This window comes from Niastella caeni, from assembly GCF_004834005.1.
Lineage (GTDB): Bacteria > Bacteroidota > Bacteroidia > Chitinophagales > Chitinophagaceae > Niastella > Niastella caeni.
This window is the reverse complement of record NZ_STFF01000012.1, coordinates 1-22778: the sequence shown is the minus strand read 5'-3', so window position 1 is coordinate 22778 and position 22778 is coordinate 1. Positions and strand designations below refer to the sequence as shown.

Annotated in this window: 17 protein-coding genes; 12 read left to right on the top strand and 5 right to left on the bottom strand. The window is 45.5% G+C overall.

Going from position 1 to position 22778, the window contains the following annotated elements; genetic code table 11:
* Positions 1-81: 81 nt before the first annotated feature.
* Both FAM09_RS27640 and FAM09_RS27635 read left to right on the top strand, forming a co-directional pair.
* Positions 82-3267 carry an efflux RND transporter permease subunit gene (locus FAM09_RS27640; protein ID WP_136580409.1) on the top strand — a complete coding sequence of 1062 codons (3186 nt, stop codon included), beginning with the start codon at positions 82-84 and terminating at the stop codon, positions 3265-3267.
* 84 nt (positions 3268-3351) lie between these two features.
* Entirely contained in the window at positions 3352-4767 is a 1416-nt protein-coding gene (locus FAM09_RS27635) for an efflux transporter outer membrane subunit (protein ID WP_136580408.1), read from the top strand.
* A gap of 153 nt (positions 4768-4920) precedes the next feature.
* Here FAM09_RS27635 and htpG read toward each other — a convergent pair whose 3' ends face one another.
* Both htpG and FAM09_RS27625 read right to left on the bottom strand, forming a co-directional pair.
* Complete coding sequence (htpG, locus tag FAM09_RS27630) at positions 4921-6825, bottom strand: molecular chaperone HtpG (RefSeq protein WP_136580407.1); 1905 nt, start codon at positions 6823-6825, stop codon at positions 4921-4923.
* Between the two features lie 325 nt (positions 6826-7150).
* Positions 7151-10456, bottom strand: a complete 3306-nt coding sequence (locus FAM09_RS27625) for an endonuclease/exonuclease/phosphatase family protein (protein WP_136580406.1) — start codon at positions 10454-10456, stop codon at positions 7151-7153.
* Between the two features lie 440 nt (positions 10457-10896).
* Here FAM09_RS27625 and rpsF point away from each other — a divergent pair, with 440 nt between their 5' ends.
* The 9 genes from rpsF to FAM09_RS27580 all read left to right on the top strand — a co-directional run bounded on the left by rpsF (position 10897) and on the right by FAM09_RS27580 (position 18184).
* Positions 10897-11250 (top strand): 30S ribosomal protein S6, encoded by a 354-nt coding sequence (gene rpsF / locus FAM09_RS27620; protein ID WP_136580405.1) that lies wholly within the window; start codon positions 10897-10899, stop codon positions 11248-11250.
* A 4-nt stretch (positions 11251-11254) separates the two neighbouring features.
* The gene (gene rpsR, locus FAM09_RS27615; RefSeq protein ID WP_014221276.1) at positions 11255-11521 is read left to right on the top strand and encodes a 30S ribosomal protein S18; all 267 of its coding nucleotides are present in this window, start codon (positions 11255-11257) and stop codon (positions 11519-11521) included.
* Positions 11522-11532: 11 nt separating this feature from the next.
* Positions 11533-11979, top strand: coding sequence for a 50S ribosomal protein L9 (rplI, locus tag FAM09_RS27610; RefSeq protein ID WP_136580404.1), 447 nt, complete (start codon positions 11533-11535; stop codon positions 11977-11979).
* Positions 11980-12357: 378 nt separating this feature from the next.
* Positions 12358-12723, top strand: a complete 366-nt coding sequence (locus tag FAM09_RS31465) for an RNA recognition motif domain-containing protein (RefSeq protein ID WP_081198473.1) — start codon at positions 12358-12360, stop codon at positions 12721-12723.
* A gap of 483 nt (positions 12724-13206) precedes the next feature.
* Entirely contained in the window at positions 13207-14580 is a 1374-nt protein-coding gene (locus FAM09_RS27600; RefSeq protein ID WP_136580403.1) for an HAD-IB family phosphatase, read from the top strand.
* Between the two features lie 71 nt (positions 14581-14651).
* The gene (locus FAM09_RS27595) at positions 14652-15518 is read left to right on the top strand and encodes a universal stress protein (RefSeq protein WP_136580402.1); all 867 of its coding nucleotides are present in this window, start codon (positions 14652-14654) and stop codon (positions 15516-15518) included.
* Positions 15519-15628: 110 nt separating this feature from the next.
* On the top strand, positions 15629-16207 hold the full coding sequence (locus FAM09_RS27590; RefSeq protein ID WP_136580401.1) for a hypothetical protein: 579 nt from the start codon (positions 15629-15631) through the stop codon (positions 16205-16207).
* Positions 16208-16796: 589 nt separating this feature from the next.
* Positions 16797-17828: a trypsin-like serine peptidase gene (locus FAM09_RS27585; RefSeq protein ID WP_136580400.1), complete on the top strand. Its 1032-nt coding sequence runs from the start codon at positions 16797-16799 to the stop codon at positions 17826-17828.
* A complete protein-coding gene (locus FAM09_RS27580; RefSeq protein WP_136580399.1) occupies positions 17807-18184 on the top strand; it encodes a carboxypeptidase-like regulatory domain-containing protein in 378 nt (125 codons plus the stop codon). The genes FAM09_RS27585 and FAM09_RS27580 overlap by 22 nt, the downstream gene beginning before the upstream one ends.
* A 410-nt stretch (positions 18185-18594) precedes the next feature.
* Here FAM09_RS27580 and FAM09_RS27575 read toward each other — a convergent pair whose 3' ends face one another.
* The 3 genes from FAM09_RS27575 to FAM09_RS27565 form a co-directional block, all read right to left on the bottom strand.
* Positions 18595-19971: a 3-keto-disaccharide hydrolase gene (locus FAM09_RS27575; RefSeq protein ID WP_136580398.1), complete on the bottom strand. Its 1377-nt coding sequence runs from the start codon at positions 19969-19971 to the stop codon at positions 18595-18597.
* Positions 19972-19988: 17 nt separating this feature from the next.
* Complete coding sequence (locus FAM09_RS27570) at positions 19989-21191, bottom strand: Gfo/Idh/MocA family protein (protein WP_136580397.1); 1203 nt, start codon at positions 21189-21191, stop codon at positions 19989-19991.
* A 218-nt stretch (positions 21192-21409) separates the two neighbouring features.
* Positions 21410-22438 carry an FAD:protein FMN transferase gene (locus FAM09_RS27565; RefSeq protein ID WP_136580396.1) on the bottom strand — a complete coding sequence of 343 codons (1029 nt, stop codon included), beginning with the start codon at positions 22436-22438 and terminating at the stop codon, positions 21410-21412.
* A 54-nt stretch (positions 22439-22492) separates the two neighbouring features.
* On the opposite strand from FAM09_RS27565, the gene FAM09_RS27560 reads away from it, so the two are divergent.
* The gene (locus FAM09_RS27560) at positions 22493-22729 is read left to right on the top strand and encodes a hypothetical protein (protein WP_136580395.1); all 237 of its coding nucleotides are present in this window, start codon (positions 22493-22495) and stop codon (positions 22727-22729) included.
* The last annotated feature ends 49 nt before the right edge of the window (positions 22730-22778 follow it).

Sequence of the window (22778 nt, the reverse complement as noted above, 5' to 3'; positions counted from 1 at the left end):
GAGGATATTTTTTTGCCTGATCAGCTCCGATTTCTGACCTCAGACGTCTGACTTCAGATTTCAAATTCAAATCATTCACTCATGTTAAAAAGATTTATTGAAAGACCGGTCCTATCAACGGTAGTATCTATCATTCTGCTTTTGTTAGGCGGGCTGTCGTTGTATACGCTGCCTGTGACGCTGTTCCCCGACATTGCGCCGCCCAGCGTTCAGGTAACCGCTTTCTATCCCGGCGCCAATGCCGAGGTGGTAGCGCGTTCGGTTGCCACCCCGCTCGAAGAAGCCATCAATGGTGTGGAGAACATGACCTATATGACCTCCAACTCCAGTAACGATGGAAGCATGACGCTTACTGTGTATTTCAAACAAGGCACTAATCCTGATATTGCATCTGTAAACGTGCAGAACCGGGTATCCAAAGCAATCAGCCAGGTGCCTACAGAAGTGGTGCAGGCAGGTATCTCTACACAAAAAGTACAGAACAGTATCATCATGTTCGTGGCGCTTTCGAGCGATGACAAAGACAAATACGATGAGCTGTTCCTGGAAAACTATATCAAGATCAACCTGATACCCGGCGTGCAACGTGTACCGGGTGTTGGACAGGCACTGGTTTTTGGTACCAAGGATTACTCCATGCGTATCTGGCTGAAGCCTGATCGTCTCATCGCCAATAATCTCTCCCCCCAGGATGTACTGAACGCTGTAAGAGATCAGAACATGGAAGCCGCCCCCGGCCGTTTAGGTCAAAGCAGTTCCGAGGTGTTTGAATATGTATTGAAGTACAAGGGTAAAATGAACCAGGGCGAAGAGTACGAGAATATGATCATTAAGGCCAATGCCGATGGTTCTATGCTTCGTTTAAAAGATGTGGCCCGGGTTGAATTCGGTTCTTACACCTATTCAACCAACGCCAGAATGGACGGCACGCCTGTATCGGGCTTTGCCGTATTCCAAACGGCCGGTTCAAACGCCAACGACATCCTTACCGAAGTAGAGCGGTTGCTGAAAGATTTTGAGCGTACGTTACCCAAAGGGCTCAAAACAACCGTAATGTACAACTCCAAAGAGTTTCTCGATGCCTCTATCGATCAGGTAACGGAAACCCTGGTGATTGCCTTCATTCTGGTGTTCATAGTTGTATTCATTTTCTTACAGGATTTCCGCTCTACCCTCATTCCGGCTATTGCGGTTCCTGTAGCTATCATAGGTACCTTCTTCTTCATGCAGTTATTTGGCTTTACCATTAACCTGCTTACGCTGTTTGCCTTAGTACTGGCAATTGGGGTGGTGGTGGATGACGCCATTGTGGTGGTGGAAGCGGTACACTCAAAAATGGAACGAACGAATCTGCCCGCCAGAACAGCTACTGTTCAGTCGATGAACGAGATCTCCGGCGCTATCATCTCCATTACGCTGGTAATGGCCGCGGTGTTCATCCCTGTAGGCTTTATGCAAGGCCCTGCCGGGGTGTTCTACAGGCAGTTTGCCTTTACGCTGGCTATCGCTATCCTTATCTCTGCCGTTAACGCGTTAACGCTGAGCCCTGCCTTGTGCGCCCTGTTCCTGAAGAACCCACACGCTGGTGAAGGCAACGCCCATGGCCCTAAAAGAGGCTTTATGAGCCGCTTCTATGCCGGCTTCAACGCAGGTTTCAATGGAATGACCAACAGGTATATACGCAGCCTGAAGTTCCTGGTGCGTCGCAGATGGGTTGCAATAACCGGACTGCTGCTCATTGCTGCCGGTGCATTTTTCCTGGTGAAAAAAGCGCCTACCGGTTTCATTCCTACAGAAGATCAGGGCTTCGTACTGTTTGCAGTTAATACACCGCCCGGAAGCTCGCTTGAGCGTACACACCAGGCAACATTGCAAATAGACAGCATCATCAAACAAGACCCCGCATATAGTCACCTGTATGTGATCGACGGTTTGAACTTTATCAGCAATGCGAACGCCTCACCATATGCCGCCGGTTTTATGCGGTTGAAAAATTATGATGAAAGAGGACCGGTTAAAAATCCCGAAGAGATTGCCGCCGGCCTCGTAGGAAAAGTAAGCCAGGTAAAAGGCGCCCAGGCTTTCTTCTTCAACTTCCCTACCGTACAGGGTTTTGGTAACGTGAGTGGTTTTGAGTTCATGCTGCAGGACCGTACCAATGGCCCGCTCGACAAACTGGGCGGTACCGCCTGGCAGTTCATCGGCGCACTGATGCAGCGGCCCGAGATCGGATTCGCCTTTACCACGTTTGCAGCAGGAAACCCGCAATACACCATTGAAGTGGATTATGCAAAATCCAAACAATTAGGCGTATCTATCAATGAACTGATGCAAACCATGCAGATCTATTACGGAAGCAGCTTCGTTACCGACTTCAACCGGTTCGGGAAATACTACCGCGTAATGGCGCAAGCCGATGCGGCGTTCCGTGCAGATGTGAATTCGCTGGAAGGTATTTATGTAAAAAATAATCAGGGCGAAATGGTTCCGGCCAAAACACTGGTATCGCTTAAACGCGTATACGGTCCGGAAACTGTTACCCGCAATAACCTGTTCAATGCCGTTACCATCAACGGTTCGCCCAAGCCGGGTTTCAGTACGGGTGATGCCATCAAGGCAATTGAAGAAACAGCCCAAAAGGTATTGCCAAGAGGTTACTCATACGAGTGGACCGGTGTAACCCGTGAGGAAATTAAAACAGGAAACCAGCAGGCGTTTATCTTTTTGCTGAGCGTATTGTTCGTTTACTTCCTGTTGGCTGCACAATATGAAAGTTACATTCTGCCGCTGGCAGTTATCTTAACCGTTCCTACCGGCATATTAGGGGTGTTTGCGTTTATTGGGTTTGCCGGCATCGATAACAACATTTACGTACAGATCGGTTTGATCATGCTGGTAGGTCTGTTGGCCAAAAATGCGATCCTGATCGTGGAATATGCCGTACAGCGCAGAAAAAGCGGTATGGGATTGATTGACGCAGCGCTGGAAGCATCAAGGCTCCGGCTCCGTCCCATCCTCATGACCTCCTTTGCCTTCATTGTTGGTCTGTTACCACTGGTTTGGACGCATGGCGCTTCTGCCCTCGGTAACCATTCTATTGGTGTAAGCGCTATAGGCGGTATGCTTACCGGGGTAATACTTGGTGTGTTCCTGATACCAGTGCTGTTTGTGATCTTCCAGTACCTGCAGGAAAAAGTACAGCGCAGACCGGTCTTCGACCAGACAAATTTGCCTGATGCTGAAGCAGCAACTGTAAAACATTCATAAATCAAAGATCAGAAGTGTGCCATCCGTCACCAGACGGTTATCGGGAGGCGAATGGCACACTTAAATAACCTAAATAAGGAGATAATGCGAAAAAGTAATATCACTATTTATTCCACCCTGGCATTGGTGGCGCTGTTGGCAGCCTGCCGAATGGGTAAAGATTACCAGCGATCTGATCTTTCTTTACCTGCTCAGTTTGCCAATACAACAGCACCCTCTGACAGCAGCGTGGCAGATATGGAATGGAGAAAGTTTTTTTCTGATCCTACCCTTCAGGGCCTGATCGCTCATGCCCTGCAAAACAGCTTTGATGTACAACTGGCCGTAAAGCGGGTTGATGAAGCACGCGCCTATGCCAACCAGGCAAAGGTGAACTGGGCGCCTACCATACAGGCACAGATAAACGTTTCTTCATCCTTCCCTTCAGAGAACAGTTTAAATGGTATAAGCCTGAAGAGCTTCCTGGGGAAAAGTCATATAGAAGACTATACCCTGGGTGCAGGATTAACCTGGGAAATAGATATCTGGGGTAAACTGCGCCGGCAGCGGGAAGCTGCCTCTGCCATTTACCTGCAATCGTATGAAGCAAGCAGAGCGGTGCAAACGGCTGTAGTAGCCAACATTGCCAGCAGCTATTTTAATTTGCTGATGCTGGATGCACAACTTGCTATCGCCCGCCGCAATGTAAACCTGGGCGACTCCATTGTTCGCATCATCAAATTGCAAAAAGATGCCGGACAGGTGACCGAGCTGGCCGTGCAACAGGCAACCGCTCAACAGCAAACAGCCGCTTTACTGGTCCCTCAATTGGAACAGCAGATCGCCATCCAGGAAAATACCATTCGTATTTTAAGTGGCGATGCGCCAGGCACCATTGCCCGCACTACACAGTTAAACAACTTTAAAGTGTGGGACAATTTACCAACCGGCATACCGGCTGCTATGGTAAGCCGCCGGCCCGATGTACGCACCAATGAAATGGCGCTTGTCGCCGCCAACGCGCGGGTGGGCATAGCCGAAGCCAGCATGTACCCAACTATAAGCATTACCGCTAATGGCGGAATAAACGCTTATCAGTTCAGTAAATGGTTCAACATCCCGGCTTCATTGTTTGCTACCGGCGCTGCGGGTTTAACACAACCTATCTTTCAACGCCGGGCTTTAAAAACACAATTCGAAGTAGCTAAAATACAACGCGAACAGGCTGCCATTACCTTCCGCCAGTCGGCCATCAGTGCCATTGGCGAAGTAGCCAATGCCCTGGTAAGTTTAGATAAACTGAAAGGACAACACCAGATAAGTAACGACCAGGTGACTACGCTGCGCGGCGCCATTGGCAACGCAGAACTGTTATTCAAAAGCGGCATGGCCGATTACCTGGAAGTGATCACGGCACAAGGCAACCTGCTGCAGGCAGAGTTAAACCTGGCCACTGTTGAACGCGATCAGCTCAGCGCCATGGTAGAACTGTACCGGGCATTGGGTGGAGGATGGAAATAATGTGCAAATGCGAAAATTAGCAAATGCGAAAATTAAAAGACAGGCGAAGGGAAATAAAAGAAAGGATGTACTACGAAAGGACATTGGGTTTTTAGGTAAAATAAAAAGCCATCAGTTTTTAACCTGATGGCTTTTTTTATGTTGTATTCTTTCTTACTTCATACTTCCTACTTCCGACTTCTGACTTCCCACCCCGAGCAGATCAACACTGCGGTTGATAAAGTTGGTGAGGTTGCTGCCCTTCAGCAAGCCTTGCGACAACAAGGCCAGGTCGGCCAGGTTATGCACCAGCTTCGCCTGCGTATCTTTATCATCATTCTTCAGTACCTGCTGGTAAATGGGGTGATTGCCATTGACCGTCAGTGTTACTTCATCGGGCATGTTGGCATAAAAACTACCCATTGGTCCGCTCAGGGAAGCCATGTCTTTCATGCGGCGGGTAAACTCAGGGCGGGTTGCTACCACGGGGGGCGCTTCAGTGCTCAACCCTTTCACATCAACCGTCATAGTCAGACCCGGCATTTTAATATCAAACAACCCCTTTAACGCGGTTTCTTCATCCTTGCTTAAAACACTTTCCTGGTTCTCCTGCTTGTCAATAAGGTTATCGGCAATATCGGCATCCACCCGGTTAAAATGAACCTCGTTCCATTTCATTTCCATTTGGTTAATGAACGAAGGATCGATGATGGTATCGAGTTTAACAACCACATAGCCTTTGGCTTCAGCTCCTTTTATGTAAGCATCCTGTTGCACAAGGTCGGTAGTATACAAAATAACCAGCTTGCCCTCTTTGTTCTTTTGCAGGGTTTCGGTGGCCATGCGATATTCTTCGAGCGTGTAAAACTTCTTCTCTGAACCATCTCCACCATTGGTGGCAGTCTCGAACAAATGGAACTTGTTACCTCTTTCCATGAACTTGTCATCTGTCATCATACCATACTTCACAAACAAGCCCAGGCTATCCCACTTGCCTTCAAATTCTTTTCTTTCTTTATTGAACAGCTCTTCGAGTTTATCGGCTACCTTCTTCGTAATGTGGTTATTGATCTTTTTCACATTGGGGTCGCCCTGCAGGTAACTGCGGCTTACGTTCAACGGAATATCCGGACTGTCTATCACCCCATGCAGCAACATCAGGAACTCCGGTACAATATCCTTTACTTCATCAGTAACAAACACCTGGTTGCTGTACAGTTGTATTTTATCTTTTTGTATTTCGTAGCTCTGCTTTATTTTGGGGAAATACAAAATACCGGTGAGGTTGAAAGGATAATCTACATTCAGGTGTATCCAGAACAACGGCGGTTCGTTATACGGATATAGCTCTCTATAAAAATTCTGATAGTCTTCAGCGGTTAAATCAGCCGGCTTCTTTTTCCAGGCGGGCTGGGTATTGTTGATGGGAGCCACTTCCTCTTTTTCTTCCTCATTCTTTTCTTCTTTATGACGGAAGTAAATAGGCACCGGCAGGAAACGGCAGAACCGGTTCAGAATACCACGAATGCGCTCTGCATCCAGGAACTCGGCGCTTTCTTCATTAATGTGCAACACGATGTCGGTACCGCGGTCGGCTTTTTCTGTTTCTTCCAGCATGTATTCCGGACTGCCATCGCACTCCCAGCGAACAGCAGGTTCTTCCTTAAAACTTTTGGTGAACACTTCCACTTTATCGCTCACCATAAAGGCCGAATAAAAGCCCAGACCAAACTTACCAATGATGGCGTTCTCATTCTGTCCTTTATACTTCTTTACAAACTCCTCTGCGCCGCTAAATGCCACCTGGTTCAAATACTTCTCTACTTCAGCCGCTGTCATTCCAATACCGCGGTCAGAAATAGTGATGGTCTTTTTTTCTTCGTCGAGCTTTACCTCAATGATCAGATCGCCAAACTCGCCTTTGGCCTCTCCGATGGAAGAAAGGGTTTTTAATTTCTGGGAAGCATCCACTGCGTTGCTGATCAGCTCGCGCAGGAAAATATCGTGATCGCTATACAGGAATTTTTTAATGATTGGAAAAATGTTCTCGGTTTGTACCTGTATCGTCCCTTTTTGCATATGTGTCGTTTTTGGCAGTTTAATGTTTTTGTACGCTAAAGGCTTTAAGCTGAACGCTGATCCCCGAAATTCGTGCCTTCCGCATAATGTCAGGCACTCCGATATGAGAACAAAGCGTTAGGCGTTCTGCGTTACGCATTACGCGTTGCTTTGCGTACCAAAGAGAGTGCCATTGGCCTGCCTGGCGGCGAAATCGGCAAAATTGTCAGGCTAAATTGACCAGACATTAAACCCTTTGGCAGATGTTGAAGGTACATGAATAATACCTAAAACAAAGTGTGCCGCATCCGGACACGGCACACCTTTCAGGCTTTCATTAAGCCGTTTATTGTTTCACAAACTTTATGGTATAGTGTTCTCCCGCATTATCCGCATTCAACACATACAGTCCTGGCGCCAGGCTGCTCAGGCGGCTATTCAATTGCTGATTCAATTGGCTCACCGAACCCGTTCCATTGATAAAGATGCGACCATCAACACCGCTTACCCGCATTGTATATGTTTTGCCGGTTGTATTGATGTTAATGTTCACATAACTGGTAACGGGATTAGGCAACATCGTCAATGTGGCTTTACCTTCATTGGCCATGCGCACAGTAGCTATTGATGACAGGGAAGATTTACCATCCAGGTCAACCTGCTGCAACCGGTAATAACTGATGCCTGGCAATGGATTCACATCTGTGAACTGGTAATGCAGCCCGCTGTTGCTATTACCTGCACCGGCAACCCGGCCAATAGCCGTGAAATTTCTGCCATCTGCTGAACGCTCTATATTAAAATACTTATTGTTCTGCTCCATGGCAGTTGTCCAGTTCACCAGCACTACACTTTCTTTTGGCCGGGCAGTGAACTCCAGTAAAGTGACGGGCAATGGGCCACTAACGGCAAAGCTAAACCGCGCATACACCGGCAGGTGGTCCGAAGCCGTACTATCATCGTAGCCCGGGATATACAACCTCGCATCTTCAATGGCTATAGAACTGTCGATGTAGTTGGTGCGCAATGACTGGGTAGTAATAATATGATCAATAAGTCCTGACCCGCCTATAAAACTCACTTTGCCGGCGCTGTCGAGCGAGCGGGTCAATGGTGCATAACTGGCATTATCAGTTACAAACCCATTGTACGACGAAACGGTGCTGCCTGAATAAATAGAACCATAGAGCCGGTCGTTATAATCGCCTAATATGATCACGTTATCATTTTTATAAACGGCATCGAGTGTGTCTTTCAATACCTGCGCATCAAATACCCGCCGGTTAAAATCACTCTGGGCTGAACCAGCTTTCCCATGAACCACTACCAGCCGCACTTTCTTCAATTGCCCGTTTATATTTGCATCAAAGGTTGCCATATAAGGTAACCGGCCCGAAGCCCAGAAGTTGTCGCCTACCCGCAATGATTGACCTGCCAGCACACTATCATACATAGCTTCAAATAACACGCGCGGCGGTTCTGTGGCCGACAAGGTCATCGTAGCCGTATTGTAAATAAACCCGATCTTTTGTGGCGGAAAATTCGGGTTCGGAGCCTCAAAGGAATACGACCACCTGTTTGATGTTACTGCCGAATAACCGGGCAACAGCAACAACAATTCATTCAACGCCGAATCGCTCGACACTTCTTCAAACCCTATTACATCTACATTCAAATGCTGTATAACCGTTGCAATGTTGTTGATCTGCCCAGTGATCTTTGCCGGTGTGGCATTGTTGGTTGGATTGCTACCAAAGAACGCCATGTTATAACAGGCAACATCAAAGGTCTCTGCCCTGATATAGGATGATCCTGATAAGGCCACCCTGTTTTGATTTAAACCGGTGGTAGAAGTGATATTTAAATCCCCGGTATTGTTCAATTTCTTAACGGTGGGTGAGAACCGGATGTATACGGTTGTGCCTGCTGCGGCCGTTGCCTGGTCAATTACCAGCGGGCTGCTGCTAAAAGTAGTATTGTTTGCGGATATCTGATAACCGGAAGGAACTGTGAGCGTAATATCAGAATTGCCTACAGACTTTACCGAAATTGACTGGCTGGTTGAGTTGGTCCCAGTAGCTATTTCGCCAAAACCAAGCGTGGCAGGACTAACCGATAACAGGGTCGACTGATCGGTGATGGTTATATCATCAACAGACCAGCGGGCAGCATTGAGTGCCGCTGAAGAAGTATATTTAAAAGCGATGTAAACATTGGGAGCGCTTTTATAGGCACTCAGATCAATATTATCCGACAGGGTCCATACGGTGGTAGCTGTTCCCGGAGGCGTAGGAAAATTTGCAGTGGTAATTTCAGTCCAGGTAGCGGAAGCAGGGCTGCCACTGCCGGCATAATCGGTAGAAACATACAATTGCAGTTTGGGTCCTGAAAATTCACCCCTGCTGTAAAAACTCAATATTGGCATGTTAACTATTGAACCCAGGTTCAGGCTGGGTGAAATGAGCCAGGCCTCATTTGTTTGCGCACTTCCCGACGAAAATCCGTTTACTGAAACGCCGTTGGTGCTGTTCCTTCCAAACGAGCTGCAGCCCCACATTTGCGAACCGGTGGTGTTGATCGACAGAAATCCTGATCCCGGTATAGAAGAAACCGTACAGCTGTTGAAATTAAAAGTAAGGTTGGATGGATCGATGCCTTCGCCCGAAAGCGTAATGGTCTTATTGGCGCCTCCGCTGGTTGTATGCAGAATGCTACCGTTAAAAGTACCGGCTGCTGTGGGCGAAAAACGCACATACACCGTTGCACCGGCTGTGGCATCGGCAAGCGGTATGGTAGCGCCGGTAGAAAAGGTAGTATTATCCAGCGAAACGGAATACGGAGCGGCGGTGCTGATCAGCACATCACCCGTAAGATTGGTCCCGTTCAATGTATAGCTTGAAGAAGAAGTGGCACTAATGTTTGTATTGGGAAAAGCGATAGCTGTGGTGCTGATGTTTACAGAAGGAACCGATACAGCCGTTGCCGAACCGGTAAACACTACATTATCGATGCTGAATGTTCCACCTGATCCTTCAGCATTCCAGCCGTAAAAGCGGAATGTAGCAGCCGAGGTGAGGCCTGTAAAACCCGTCAGGGTAATGGTACTGCCGGTTTGGGCAGAGGTAGTAGGATCTGTTACCTGAAAAACGTTATCGGTTACTACCTGCAGGTTCGCATTGGCGGGACTAACAGAAGCCGGAAGGTTGGCTGCATAACTATCATTACCCGATCGAACCGAATACTGCCGTATACCCGTGGCCGAGCGTTGCAGGGTGAAGGTAATGCTGGTGAGATCGATGGCATAACCACTGGCCGGGGTGATCGTTACCTCGTAATACTGGTCCGTGTTAATAGATCCTGTAAAAACATCGCTGCCATTGGTGGCGCCTGTAGGCCAGCCTTGAAAACTAAATCGTTGGGCGGCATTGGGGTTAGCGCCTAATGAATTAGGATTACCAGTGGGTGCAACAGCAGAAAAGCTGCCAAAGACCACACCAGTGGCGGTTGGTACAGGAGTAGGGTCGATGCGTCCACCGCTACCTGAGGCTACATTCGTAAAAGGATAAGTTCCGGTAAAGCTTTGTCCGAATCCGTTTAAAAAAAGAGTTGTGACTGGTAAAAGCAGGAGCAGCCGGAGTAAATTTTTACTCATACACTGTTTGGTTAGATAATAAAATTTGATGATTAATGATCCTTGTTTTTCTACAGCTAAGCCCGGGTTAGAGTTGCAGGTTATTTCGGTAGGAATATTGACTTTTGGGTTGCGAAGTAAACAAATCTAACCCTTTTGCGATCTTTTCACACATTAAGTAACCATTATTAATGCACAACTTGTTCTTAATTTAGAATTAGGGCAGCACAGCCATAAAACAGGCTTCGCCCCCTTACCCAGCTCCACAACCCTCATATCAATTTGATTATCAAATACATATTCATGTGCGCATTTGCCATTTTCTTACATCTTCCGGCATCAGGCTTCAGACATCAGAACTTCCGACTTCAGAAATTCGACTTCATTTGCCTGTTTCCCTTATTTGTGCTACTTTTGCAGCCCGATTTTAAATTTATTTATTAACAAACAAACAGGGATCAATGAACAATTACGAATTGATGGTGATTTTTACCCCTGTGCTGTCTGACGACGATTTCAAAGCGTCTCAGAAAAAATACACCGACTATATCAAAAGTATCGGCGGTGAGATTGTGCACGAAAATCCCTGGGGACTAAAATCACTGGCGTATCCGATCCAGAAAAAGACCACTGGTCTGTACTGGGTAATGGAATACAAAGCGCCATCCAGCCTCAATGAGCAATTGAAGATTCAATTGCTGCGTGACGACAACGTTCTGCGTCACATGTTCACTGTGCTCGATAAATACGCCGTCGAGTACAATAACAAAAAGAGAAGTGGTGTACCTACAGGAACTGAAAAAGTAGAGGGATAGAACTATGGCAAAAGCAAATGAAATAAAGTACCTGACCGCCATTAAAACCGAGAAGCCCCGGAAAAAATTCTGCCGCTTCAAGAAATATGGCATTAAGTACGTTGACTATAAAGATGCTGAGTTCCTGAAAAAATTCCTGAACGAGCAAGGTAAATTATTGCCCCGCCGCATTACCGGTAACTCTTTGAAGTACCAGCGTAAAGTAGCACAGGCATGTAAAAAAGCCCGTCAAATGGCTTTATTACCGTACGTAACTGACCTTTTAAAATAGGAGGACACACCATGGAAATAATACTGATACAAGACGTAGATAACCTGGGTGGAGCCAACGAGGTAGTTAAAGTACGCAATGGCTATGCCCGTAACTTTCTTATTCCCCGCAAGTTTGCAGTAGAAGCCAGTCCTTCTAACCTCAAACAATTAGAGGAAAAAAGAAAACAGATAGAAAAGAAAGAAAAGAAAATGCTTTCTGCTATCAATGAAGTAATTGCCAAACTGAAAGAAGGCGCCCTGAAGATCGGAGCTAAATCCGGTACAAGCGGTAAGATCTTCGGTAGCGTAACTTCATTGCAATTAAGCCGCGCCATCCGCGAACAAAAAGGATACGAGATCGATCGCAAAAAGATCTCTCTGCCCGACGAAGTAAAAGAACTGGGCGCTTATAAAGCTACCATCGATTTCGGCAACGGTCATTCTACCGAACTGGAATTTGAAGTAGTGGCCGAATAACAACATTCCCACTTCAATAAAAAGAGCCTTTTCTGCCTTCTGGCAGGGAAGGCTTTTTCTTTACCGGCAAATGATGAAATTTTACATATTTGCCAATGCCCGTCTAAATAGGACGATCCCTGATAATCATTGGGAAACCCTTACTATTTTCCAGGTACTTGTCTTAGATCAAGTCAGTATTTTCCGCAAACCCGCACCCTTATTGTGTAGTAGAATTTTTTTATTGTTTAAATCAAATTATTTCTCCTATCTTCATGTTTAGATTAATGTCTTAGTTCTCATGTTCTGCAGTGTCTTACCTGTTTTTCGGTTTCCTCAGTTCATTGTAGCAACTATTGCCATTATCCTTTTTTTCAGAACACTAAAATTTTCGTTACAATGAACATCTATGTAGGGAACCTCTCCTGGCAAATGACCGATGAGGATTTAAGAACCCTTTTTGAACAGTATGGATCAGTTACATCTGCTAAAATTGTTAAAGACAAAACCAGCGGACGTAGCAAAGGTTTTGGATTCGTAGAAATGCCTGAGGACGGCGAAGCTCAAAACGCGCTGACCAGCTTATACGAGTCTGAAGTACTGGGCAGAAAGATTATCGTTAACGAAGCTCAACCAAAACCACAAGGTGGTGGTGGCGGTGGATTCAAAAAGAGAAGCTTCGGTGGCGGCGGCGGCGGCGGTGGCTACAAAAAAGGTGGCTACAATCGCGGCGGTGGCGGCGGTGGTTACAACCGGGATTATTAATAAATCAATCAAAACGCCTTTATATAAATCCTTCCGGAGTTCCCGGAAGGATTTTTTGTTTCTGGCTCTGAAAGCTCGCTACTTCTTTCCACAACATCACCTTTAGTTACCTGTTATCTGGGACAAGGCTTTAGGCATCCACGTAACCAATCCCCCACGCCTTCCTGACAACCAGTAACCGAACCAGGAACTAAGAACTAACTAACCTCTCTGGCATGCGCTTTTTATTTAATTTTCTTTTAATAGCATATTAACGCCCAGTCAATATTAGGAGCTGAACTTCAACGAAAGGAAAATACATATCTGGGGCTACACTTGTGGATATTTCCCCACATATAGGAATTTTAATGCCGGTAATTGGGAAAGGCACATCTTTTGCCTTTCTAAAGCGGCATTATATGCGCCTTGGGCAGGCATTGTTCAGATACTGTTTTTCCTCTTGAACCACTTACACCATTGTAGAATAAAACCGGAGAAAAAAATATGCTAACTGTAATTATACCTGTACTAAACGAAGAGAAAACAATTGGGAATGTGATCCGCTTTTGCCAGCAGTTTCCGCAGGTAAACGAGATCATTGTGGTGGATGATAAATCAGAAGACAATACGGTTAAAAAAGCTGAGGAGGCAGGCGCCCGGGTTATTATCAGCCAGGTGCGGGGGAAAGGCATTTCCATGAAAGATGGTATTGCCATATCAACCAATGAACTGATCATTTTCCTGGATGGTGATATTGATCCTTATCCTGAAGCGACCATTACCAACCTGGCCGCGCCCCTGATTGCAGACGAGGCTGACTTTGTAAAAGGCAGCTTTGCACGGAATGCAGGTCGCGTTACAGAACTGGTGGCAAAACCCTTGCTGAACATCTTTTATCCCGGGCTTTCCCATTTCTCACAACCGCTCAGCGGCATGATCGCCGGGAAAAAGTCTTACTTTACAAAGATCGATTTCTTTAACGACTACGGTGTTGATATCGGCATCCTGATAGACATGTACCTGATGAAAGCGAGGGTAACCGAGGTCAATATCGGGTATATAGAAAATAAAAGCAAACCCTGGCAGGCGCTGGGTAAAATGAGCAAGGAAGTTTCCAGGGCCATCATCAGCAAAGCCCAGTTGCAGCATACTGATATTAGTGAAGAAGAGATCCATTCGCTGGAAACCATTAACCGGGAAATGAACAAGACCCTGCGTGAAAAGCTCTCCGGCTTTCATAAGATGGCCATCTTCGATATGGATGACACCATTTTGCAAGGCAGGTTCATCGATGCATGCGCTGCCGCTTTTGGCTTTACAGCAAAGCTCGAAGACCTGCGCGCCCGCGAAAAAGACGCCATCATTCTTACCAAAAGGATAGGCACTTTTTTGAAAGGCCGTACGATGGACGAACTGTTGCATGTTGCCAGCCAGATTGAAATGGTAAGCGACATTAAAGAGGTAGTAAAAGAATTGAAGAACCGGGGTTATATCATTGGCATCATCAGTAATAGCTATACTTTAATAACCAACCTGGTTCGGCAAAAAATAGGAGCCGATTTTTCCTATGCTAACCAGTTGGAGTTCTTTGAAGGAAAAGTAACGGGAGAAATAAACCTGCCGTCCTATTTCTTCGGTTCGCCTGAAAGCGTATGCGGCCATTCGTATTGTAAAACCAACGCATTGCAATATGCTTGTGAAAAATACAATGTGCCCTTAAAGAGTTGTATAGTAGTGGGCGACAGCCGCGACGATCGTTGTATGGTAGGCCATGCGGGTATAGGCGTTGCTTTTTGCACAAAAGATGAATTGCTGGAAACGATTGCCTTTAAAAACATTCGTGAAAATAGTTTTCAATCGCTCCTGGCGCTGGCCTAGTTCAGGAGAATGGGTGAAAGACCCGGATAAAAAACCACATTTCTAATCAGTAAAACCTAAAACGAACGTCTATGCCAGGAAAATTATATAACATTCTGGTGCCGGTTGATTTTTCCGGCCGTAGCAAATGGGCCATCTCCAAGGCTATTGAACTGGCGAACACCTTCCAGTGCAATATTCACCTGGTACACGTAGTGTCGAAGAACCTGCTGCCGTTGATCCCTGTCGATGCCAGCATGCTGCTGCCCTACGACATCACGGCCGACCTGAACAATGCCCGCAAAAAACTGGAGATACTTAAAGAAACCTATCAGCATCATTTGTGTGGTGAAGGTAAAATAGAGATCAGCTTATTGCAAGGCCGGACCAGCCAGCAATTGATCAAATACATTGAGCAATACGATATGGACCTGGTGGTGGTAGGCTTGTCGAAATTCAACCTTATTCACCGCATATTATCTTCAGTTTCCATTAGCCAACTGGCGCGTAAAACCAATGTGCCCGCCCTGGCTATCCGTTCAAGTGGATTGGTGAGCCATTTTAAAAAGATCGTGTTGCCGTTAACCAATGAAGTACCGGTGCGCCGTATAAAGTTTGCGACCATGCTGGCCCGCACTTTTCAAAGTACCGTATACCTGGTTAGTTTGCGTAAAGATGATAATGCAGCAGAAATAGTGTTGAATAAAACACTGGAAGTAATACAAAGCCTGAGCACGATACCGGTGCAATGCTTTTTACTGGAAGGAAAGAACCTGGCTAAAAGTACACTCGACTTTTCAAAGCGCATCAATGCCGACCTCATCATGGCCAACCCGCTCAAAGAATTTCATATGCCTGGTTGGTGGAATCGTATCACCCGTAAACTGTTATCATACGGTTCAAAGATCCCCGTGATAACGGTTGATAAGAACAGTGAACAGGCGCCTCATTCCAACTGATCTTCGTTTTGTTTTTTTAGATAAAAGAAAAGCACTGCCCCCGTGGCGGTGCTTTTTGCTATTCCTATATTCAGCTATATTTACAGTATTAAAAAAACCTTTACCCTGTCATGAAGCTTTCCGTTTTCCTGTTGTTCAGTTTTATCTGCTACCAATCATTTGCCCAAAGCGACACTATTAAAAGAAATGCCGTATTCAAAAGTTTTGAAGAATTTAAAACGAATACGCCATCAATTCATCCTGTTAATATTTTCCTGGAGCAAACTGCCGAAGATAAATATTCACTGATGTACCAAACAGATTCAACCGGCAATACAGAAAAATATAAAGGACAAATCTGGGGATTTGCTGATAGTAATGATGTTTACATAAAGTATCAAGGTCATTATGCCAGATTTATGGCCATAGGCAGCATCTGTGTGTTCAAATATTTCCAGGAGTCAAAAACCCAATGGTCTGTAAGTGCGCCCGGCTTTGCTCCCGTCAGGTATAAAACCAAAGAAGCTGAACGTTCCTTTATACTGGATAAAGAAGGCAACATAACCACCTTAAAAGCATCTGCTGTAAAAAAACTGATAGCTGATGACCCTGAATTGTTAGCAGAGTATAACCAGGAACCAGCATATAACCAGGATAGAGACAAGCTCACTTACATAAGAAAATACAATGACCGTAACAAAAAGCAGTAAGTAAGCATATTAAGTGTGCCGGCTTCGGCTAACTTATTCATGTTCAAACAATGGGCATTGCCATAACAATCACGACCAATTAAGATAACGCCAACAGTACACATTACTATACAAGCGCTTGTTGTTCATAATTATTTTATATGAAAAGTAAAAGAATATAAAATTAACTCTATACCTTTAAAAGGAGAAGTGGAGGGTAGTAGTATTATTGCCTGGCATATAGGTATATGAAAACCATAACCGTCCAAAGTCTTGATTTTACCTCATAAGAAGGCCTATGAGGAATTATAGAGGTAAGCACCTCCCATCATTATCCGAAATATACTCCGGCTCTGTACATAACCTCGCGCTATTACATATTTCGGTTAATGGAAACTGTTAAAACGCGCTGCCTCTCAACTAAATCATCTCCCGTTCCCCATCATGGTTATATGGTTTCACTGTAATGAATGGTTTTAAATGATCATTTTACGGAGTTGTATTGCTTACAACTGTTTACAAGGTTGTTTGCAATGGCGTTTATTTAACACGGTGGATTGCTATTCCCGCTACTTCAGCACTTCATTACAATAACCAAAAAAACTAATTTATGAAGCCAAAGACTTTCTCTGAGACACTGCGGTCTCCAAAAAATGGGAACGACAAAGAACCATTGGTAGCCTCAGCGCCTAACCCAAGCATGATTGAAAACTTACCAGGTCAATCATACATGGGAGCAGAATCAGTCACAGAAACAGAAATAGAACAGGTAGAAGGCCTACAGATCACCAAACCTGGCGAAGTTGATAAGGAGGTGTATAACAGCCTGAATACAGAATCTGAATTTGAATATTCTTCTTCCCTGGAAGAAACCGGTACAGAAACTACAGAGGACGAAAGAGAAGGCGCATTTACCCGGGATGCTTTCTTTGCCAGTTATCCCGAATTATATGAAAAAAGCCTTTCAGAAGTAATTATCGGAACTGATGAAAGGGTTCGGATCACCCCCACTACCGGGTTCCCCTGGCGGGCCATTTGCTCGTTAAAGATCACCGCCCAGAACGGCCAACGTTTTATTGGTACCGGATTTTTAATAGCACCGCGTACAGTGATCACTGCCGGCCATTGTGTATACATGCATGCACAGGGCGGTTGGGCAAGGAGCATTGAAGTTATTCCGGGATTAGATGAAACTCAACGTCCTTTTGGTTCCTATGTGGGCACTTCATTCAGAAGTGTTACAGGATGGGTAAGCAGCAAAAAAAGAGAGTACGATTACGGCTGTATCATTTTACCCCGCGCTTCACGGCCCGGCGATAGAACCGGTGTATTCGGATTTTCTGTAAAAGACAATAACTATTTGCTGAATGCCTATCTGAACCTGAGTGGCTACCCAGGCGACAAAGGCGGCAACCAGCAGTGGTTCATGGTTCGCAAAGCGAAATCTGTTGCGCCACGGGTTATCTATTATGAAATAGATACCATGGGTGGACAAAGCGGTTCTCCGGTTTGGGTAAAAGTTGGCAATACCCGCTCAGTTGTCGGGATTCATACCAACGGTTTAATTACCGGAAATTCAGCAACAAGAATTGTTACGCCAGTATTTAATAATCTCCTGGCATGGAAAAATCAGGGTATGTAAATACACAAAGCAGGAAGGGATGGCTGGCGATCACCGTCATCCTTTCCTGTTTTTTAATCGGTTACTGGTTGATTAAAAACAACAATTTTGATATGGCTGCAGGTACTACAACAAGCGTAAGAGGATTTTTATATAAATCATCTACAGGCGCCCCTATTGAAGGCGCTACGGTAATGGTGGCTGAAGGAAGTTATGAACATCCCGATATTGCCGCACAAACTGATGAACAGGGCAGTTTTTCTTTGCCCGAACTGCGTGTTCCAGGCACATATACTTTGCTAATTAATTATAGCAGCGGGTCAAAAAGATTAACTGTAAATATTACAAAAGACAGTGTTTTAAGAATACCATTGTAAAACAGACGCTTATCAATCCCCATCCGGTTTTCATCGCATTAAGCTCCTCTTATTTCAGGCGCAATCTGAGCGTTTTAGCATTCTTTTAGCGTGTTTGTAAAGCTCGGGTCGGCATTGCTTTCTCCCTGGTTGCACGCTCCCCTCTCGTATTATCCCCATAATTGCTAACATTTTCTAGTAGAAATTATTTATTCCTGTAAATTCTTAGGGCTACCTATTTTTTGTTTGCATATTAATTTGCAACTTTGCAGTAGGATAAGGTTTAATGGTTAATGGTATTTGATTAGTGTAGGGTCGCCTGTAAAAAGGCGACCTTTCTTTTTTAGTACTCCTTTCAATAGCCCCCAATAAAATACCCCTCCCAATAAACCGGGAAGGGTATCCTCAAAAGCTTCTACAGCCTTTTATAGCTATTTCAACACTTTTATTTTTATACTTCTGAAACTTACTGCATTCCCATGGTCCTGTATCAGGATATGCCCTTTAGACGCCTCGCCAAAATCTTTCCATACTTTGTATTTGCTGAGGGCTACCAGTTCCCGGAACGCCGCAGAACCGCGATCGTATTCCAGCACTTTGGCGCCATTCAGGTAATGCACCACATGATTATTGGGATATACCACTACCCTACCTGTATTCCATTGTCCGGGCTGATGAATGAACCGCTTTGTTTTTTCGGCTTTTATCAGGTCGTATAAAGAAGCCAGCGTGCGGTTGCCATCGCGCCCCAACTTGGCATCAGGATGCAGGGTATCGTCCAGCACCTGGTATTCCAGGCCAATGGCAGAACCGGCATTGTTTTCCGTTAAGGTTACAAAGTATTTCACGCCGCTGTTGGCGCCGGGCGTAATTTTAAAATCGAACGACAGGTCAAACGCGCTGTATTGTTCTTTGGTTACAATATCACCACCGTTGGTTGATTCTGCGCCAGTAGAAGGGAGTACGGAAAGCGTACCGTCTTTTATTTCCCAACCCTTTTCAGGAAAACCTTTTTTATAAGCGCCTACCCAGCCGTTGGTGGTTTTTCCGTCAAACAACAACTTCCAGCCATCGTTCTTTTCGTAGGCAGAAAGATTGTTGGGAATATTGTTAGCAACAAAAACGCCTTTTGCGAAAGGTGCAGGCGTGAGGTTAGTCGTTTTGATCCGGATATTTCGCCAGTAGATCTTTTCTCCTGCCAGTTCCGGCTTATTGATGGCATGCACCTGTAAAGCAATAAAACCGCTCTTATCGAAGGTATCAATTACATAAGCGGCTGCTTTGTCATTCACCCAGGTCTTTATATTGTTGCCGATGCATTCAATCCGTACTTTATTGTATTGACCGGTTTTGAAAGCATCCTGTCCCGCAGGGTTCAGTGATAAAGGATATAACCATTCGCGGCGGGCTTCATCATATATACCACCCGTCCAACGACGAGCCGAAGGGTCCAGTTCAAACTGGTAACCATACACCCGGCCTTTGCCGCCTCTGCCATTGCTCATCTCAGGGTTATAATGACTTCTGAACTGAATGCCCGAGTTGGATGTAGTGTCTTCGATCTTCACTTCCAGCTCCATAACAAAATCGCCGTATTCTTTCTCGGTAACCAGGAAAGTATTAGGGGAATTTGGTACGGTAATACCAACAATGGCGCCGTCTTCAATTTTATAATCCGCAGTGCCGGTGATCTTTTTCCAGCCATCCAATGATTTTCCATCGAACAGGTTCGTCCAGCCGTTGCCCGACTGAGCGGTAGCAACAGCCGTTGCCATAAAAGCCAAAAGTACGCAAGTGAGTTTTTTCATATGTCAGTTAAATAAGATTACAATAAGTTGTAGGCAGGTTTCCATTTTTCGATCGTGTGATTAAAAATGGCATTGTTGGCCAGGTGCACACAAATGGCCGTGGTAGCGCCGGTAACAATATTGGAAGCCGGTACTTTTTTGTTGTTAATGCAATCATGAAACTCCAGTAAAGCATACCATGTGCCGTCTTTCAGCTTTTCATTCATAATACTAACACCACCTTCCCTGTTCCATTCTATTTTAGTAGCGCCGGTAACGCCATCTACGGTCTCCAGTTCTTTCTTAGTAGCAGCTTCAGGAAAATATACACCATCGTGCATCAGCAGGTGTACGGCGCCTTTCGTGCCTTTTATCTTGAAAATATAACCGTCATGCGCATTGGCGCAGGTAGCGCCGAAGTTGCCGATCATGTTCTCTTTTGAATACCGCAACATCACCTGTACGTTGTCGTAAGTTTCTCTGCCATCTTTGTAATTATCTATGCCGCCGGTCCCCAGCACTTCATCAGGATGGGTATTAAAAGCCCAGTTAATAAAATCCATCTGGTGCGATAACAATTCAGCGGGCAAACCGCCGGAGAATTCTTTATACATGCGCCAGTTCACCTGTTTGTCGGTATAACCGGCCGGTACCGCACGACGCCAGTTCCAGTTACGGTCCCAACGGCAATCGATCTGAGTTACTTTACCCAGGTAACCTTTCCCGATCATTTCCTTTACTTTAAAATATAAAGGGGTTGAACGGTATTGATGACCGATCTGCACCACCTGGTTGGAATGCGATTTAGAGACTTTCACCAGGTCTATAGCCTGATCGATGCTATAGGTCATCGCTTTTTCCAGGTAAATATGTTTGCCAGCCAGCAATGCATCTTTAGCAATGCGATAATGCTCACTGAGCGTGGTTGCGATCACCACTGCCTGAATTGATTTATCGTCAAGCAGCCTGCGATAATCTTTATATACTTTGGGATCTATGGAAGGACTGATCTTCTTTGCATTCTCGATACGAAATTCAAGTACATCGCAAATAGCAGAAACGGTGAACCGGTCGGTAAGATCATTGAGCATTTTCATAATACCCGTTCCCCGGTCGCCGCAACCGATGATACCGATGTTTATTTTTTCCGCTGAACCGGCGAAAGCATGCAGCCATTGATTGGAAAACAATAGCCCGCCTGCCAATAAACCAGACTGTTTAATAAAGTGACGTCTGCTCATAAAGCAATCGCAAAAGTTTTTTTGTTAAGACGATAAAATGGAAACACCCCCACTCCTTTATAAGTTGAAAAAATCCTTTTATCGGCTGCATCACCGGAATAAATATTTACGCTGAAAGTTCAACGCTAAACGCTTAACGCAAAAACCCCTATTTTAAAACGCCTGCATTCCGCTCACTTCCGAAAATTGCAAATAAAGAGCCGGCCGGGTAAACAGGCTCAGCGTTCGGCCTTAAGCGTTCGGCGTTCTGCGTTTTGCAGCAATTTATAAAACCTGCCCGATGCCGTATCTGCTACGGCGCCGTTCGCTTTACGGTAAATAAAATGAGCGGCCAGATCTTTTCGCCGTTCTACAAATTGTAATGCTTTTTGCAGTCCCATTACCATAAGCGCGTTGTCGTAGGCATCGGCTGTAATAGCATCTTTTGCATATACGGTTACGCTGATCAATTCGTTTCGTGCCGGATACCCGCTGCGCGGGTCAATTATGTGCGAGATCTTTTTGCCCTCGCTTTCATAGAACTTCCGGTAGCTGCCCGAGGTGGTAATGGCGCCGCTGTCGATAACAATGATCTTACTGATCATGGACAACTGAAAATTATCTTCGCCCGGCGCTTCTATGCCTATTTTCATTTTTTCGCCACCGGGTTGTTTATGGCCTTTCACGCGAATTTCTCCGCCCAGTTCCACTAAGTAATTTACGATGCCTTGCGCTTCCAGGAAGGCCGCTAATATGTCAACGCTGTATCCCTGGGCAATGCCATTCACATCGATCCTGGTACATGGTTTCTTTTTAAATAAAGAATTCCCCTGCCTGTAAAGATTGTTGGAGTTAACACAAGCCTTTAAAGAGCTGATCGTGCCCGAGTCGGGCAGGCCGTTCACTTTTTGCGGACCGAATCCCCAGGCCTGCACCAGGGGTTGAACGGTGATGTCGAAGATGCCGCCGGTTTGCCGGTAGGTCTCCATTGACTTATTGAATACGGTGCTGAAATGGTTATCCATAACAACACCGTTGCTGTTATTATTGAATTGGGTAATGAGGGATTGAGGGTTGTAGATGGAAAGGGACGTGTCGATCTTTTGCAGGATGCTGTCGATCTGTTGCTGGCCGAAGGTGCTGTCAGTGGCATACCAGGTAATATGATAGGTAGTGCCCTGGGCCTTTCCATTGATCTGTATTTTACGCCAAACTGGTTGATGTAAGAAAGCGGTACAGGTAACCAACAGCACACATAGGTATCGCATAGGGCAAAAGTAGGTAAAAAGGCGTGCGGATGGTGGGAGTTTAATTAAGCTGGATTGGCAAAATTAAAACTACAAGCTACACGCTTCAAGCTTCAAGCTTCAAGCTTCAAGCTGCAAGCAATACAGAAAGCAGATGGCGAAGAACCGGGCTTGTGGCTTGCGGCTTACGGCTTATACGGCTTGCAGCTTACGGCTTACGGCTTGCAGCTTATTCGGCTTACGGCTTATAGCTTATGGCTTGCAGCTTCCCCTGTATTCCTAAAAACAAAAAAGCCTCTCAACACAAGTTGAAAGGCTTTTTCAATAAATATGGCAGCTACCTACTCTCCCGCATTGTTGT

Bases quoted from the DNA above. Each gene is read 5' to 3' on its own strand.
- FAM09_RS27640 (WP_136580409.1), top strand. From the start codon at position 82: ATGTTAAAAAGATTTATTGAAAGACCGGTCCTATCAACGGTAGTATCT.
- FAM09_RS27635 (WP_136580408.1), top strand. From the start codon at position 3,352: ATGCGAAAAAGTAATATCACTATTTATTCCACCCTGGCATTGGTGGCG.
- htpG (WP_136580407.1), bottom strand. From the start codon at position 6,825: ATGCAAAAAGGGACGATACAGGTACAAACCGAGAACATTTTTCCAATC.
- FAM09_RS27625 (WP_136580406.1), bottom strand. From the start codon at position 10,456: ATGAGTAAAAATTTACTCCGGCTGCTCCTGCTTTTACCAGTCACAACT.
- rpsF (WP_136580405.1), top strand. From the start codon at position 10,897: ATGAACAATTACGAATTGATGGTGATTTTTACCCCTGTGCTGTCTGAC.
- rpsR (WP_014221276.1), top strand. From the start codon at position 11,255: ATGGCAAAAGCAAATGAAATAAAGTACCTGACCGCCATTAAAACCGAG.
- rplI (WP_136580404.1), top strand. From the start codon at position 11,533: ATGGAAATAATACTGATACAAGACGTAGATAACCTGGGTGGAGCCAAC.
- FAM09_RS31465 (WP_081198473.1), top strand. From the start codon at position 12,358: ATGAACATCTATGTAGGGAACCTCTCCTGGCAAATGACCGATGAGGAT.
- FAM09_RS27600 (WP_136580403.1), top strand. From the start codon at position 13,207: ATGCTAACTGTAATTATACCTGTACTAAACGAAGAGAAAACAATTGGG.
- FAM09_RS27595 (WP_136580402.1), top strand. From the start codon at position 14,652: ATGCCAGGAAAATTATATAACATTCTGGTGCCGGTTGATTTTTCCGGC.
- FAM09_RS27590 (WP_136580401.1), top strand. From the start codon at position 15,629: ATGAAGCTTTCCGTTTTCCTGTTGTTCAGTTTTATCTGCTACCAATCA.
- FAM09_RS27585 (WP_136580400.1), top strand. From the start codon at position 16,797: ATGAAGCCAAAGACTTTCTCTGAGACACTGCGGTCTCCAAAAAATGGG.
- FAM09_RS27580 (WP_136580399.1), top strand. From the start codon at position 17,807: ATGGAAAAATCAGGGTATGTAAATACACAAAGCAGGAAGGGATGGCTG.
- FAM09_RS27575 (WP_136580398.1), bottom strand. From the start codon at position 19,971: ATGAAAAAACTCACTTGCGTACTTTTGGCTTTTATGGCAACGGCTGTT.
- FAM09_RS27570 (WP_136580397.1), bottom strand. From the start codon at position 21,191: ATGAGCAGACGTCACTTTATTAAACAGTCTGGTTTATTGGCAGGCGGG.
- FAM09_RS27565 (WP_136580396.1), bottom strand. From the start codon at position 22,438: ATGCGATACCTATGTGTGCTGTTGGTTACCTGTACCGCTTTCTTACAT.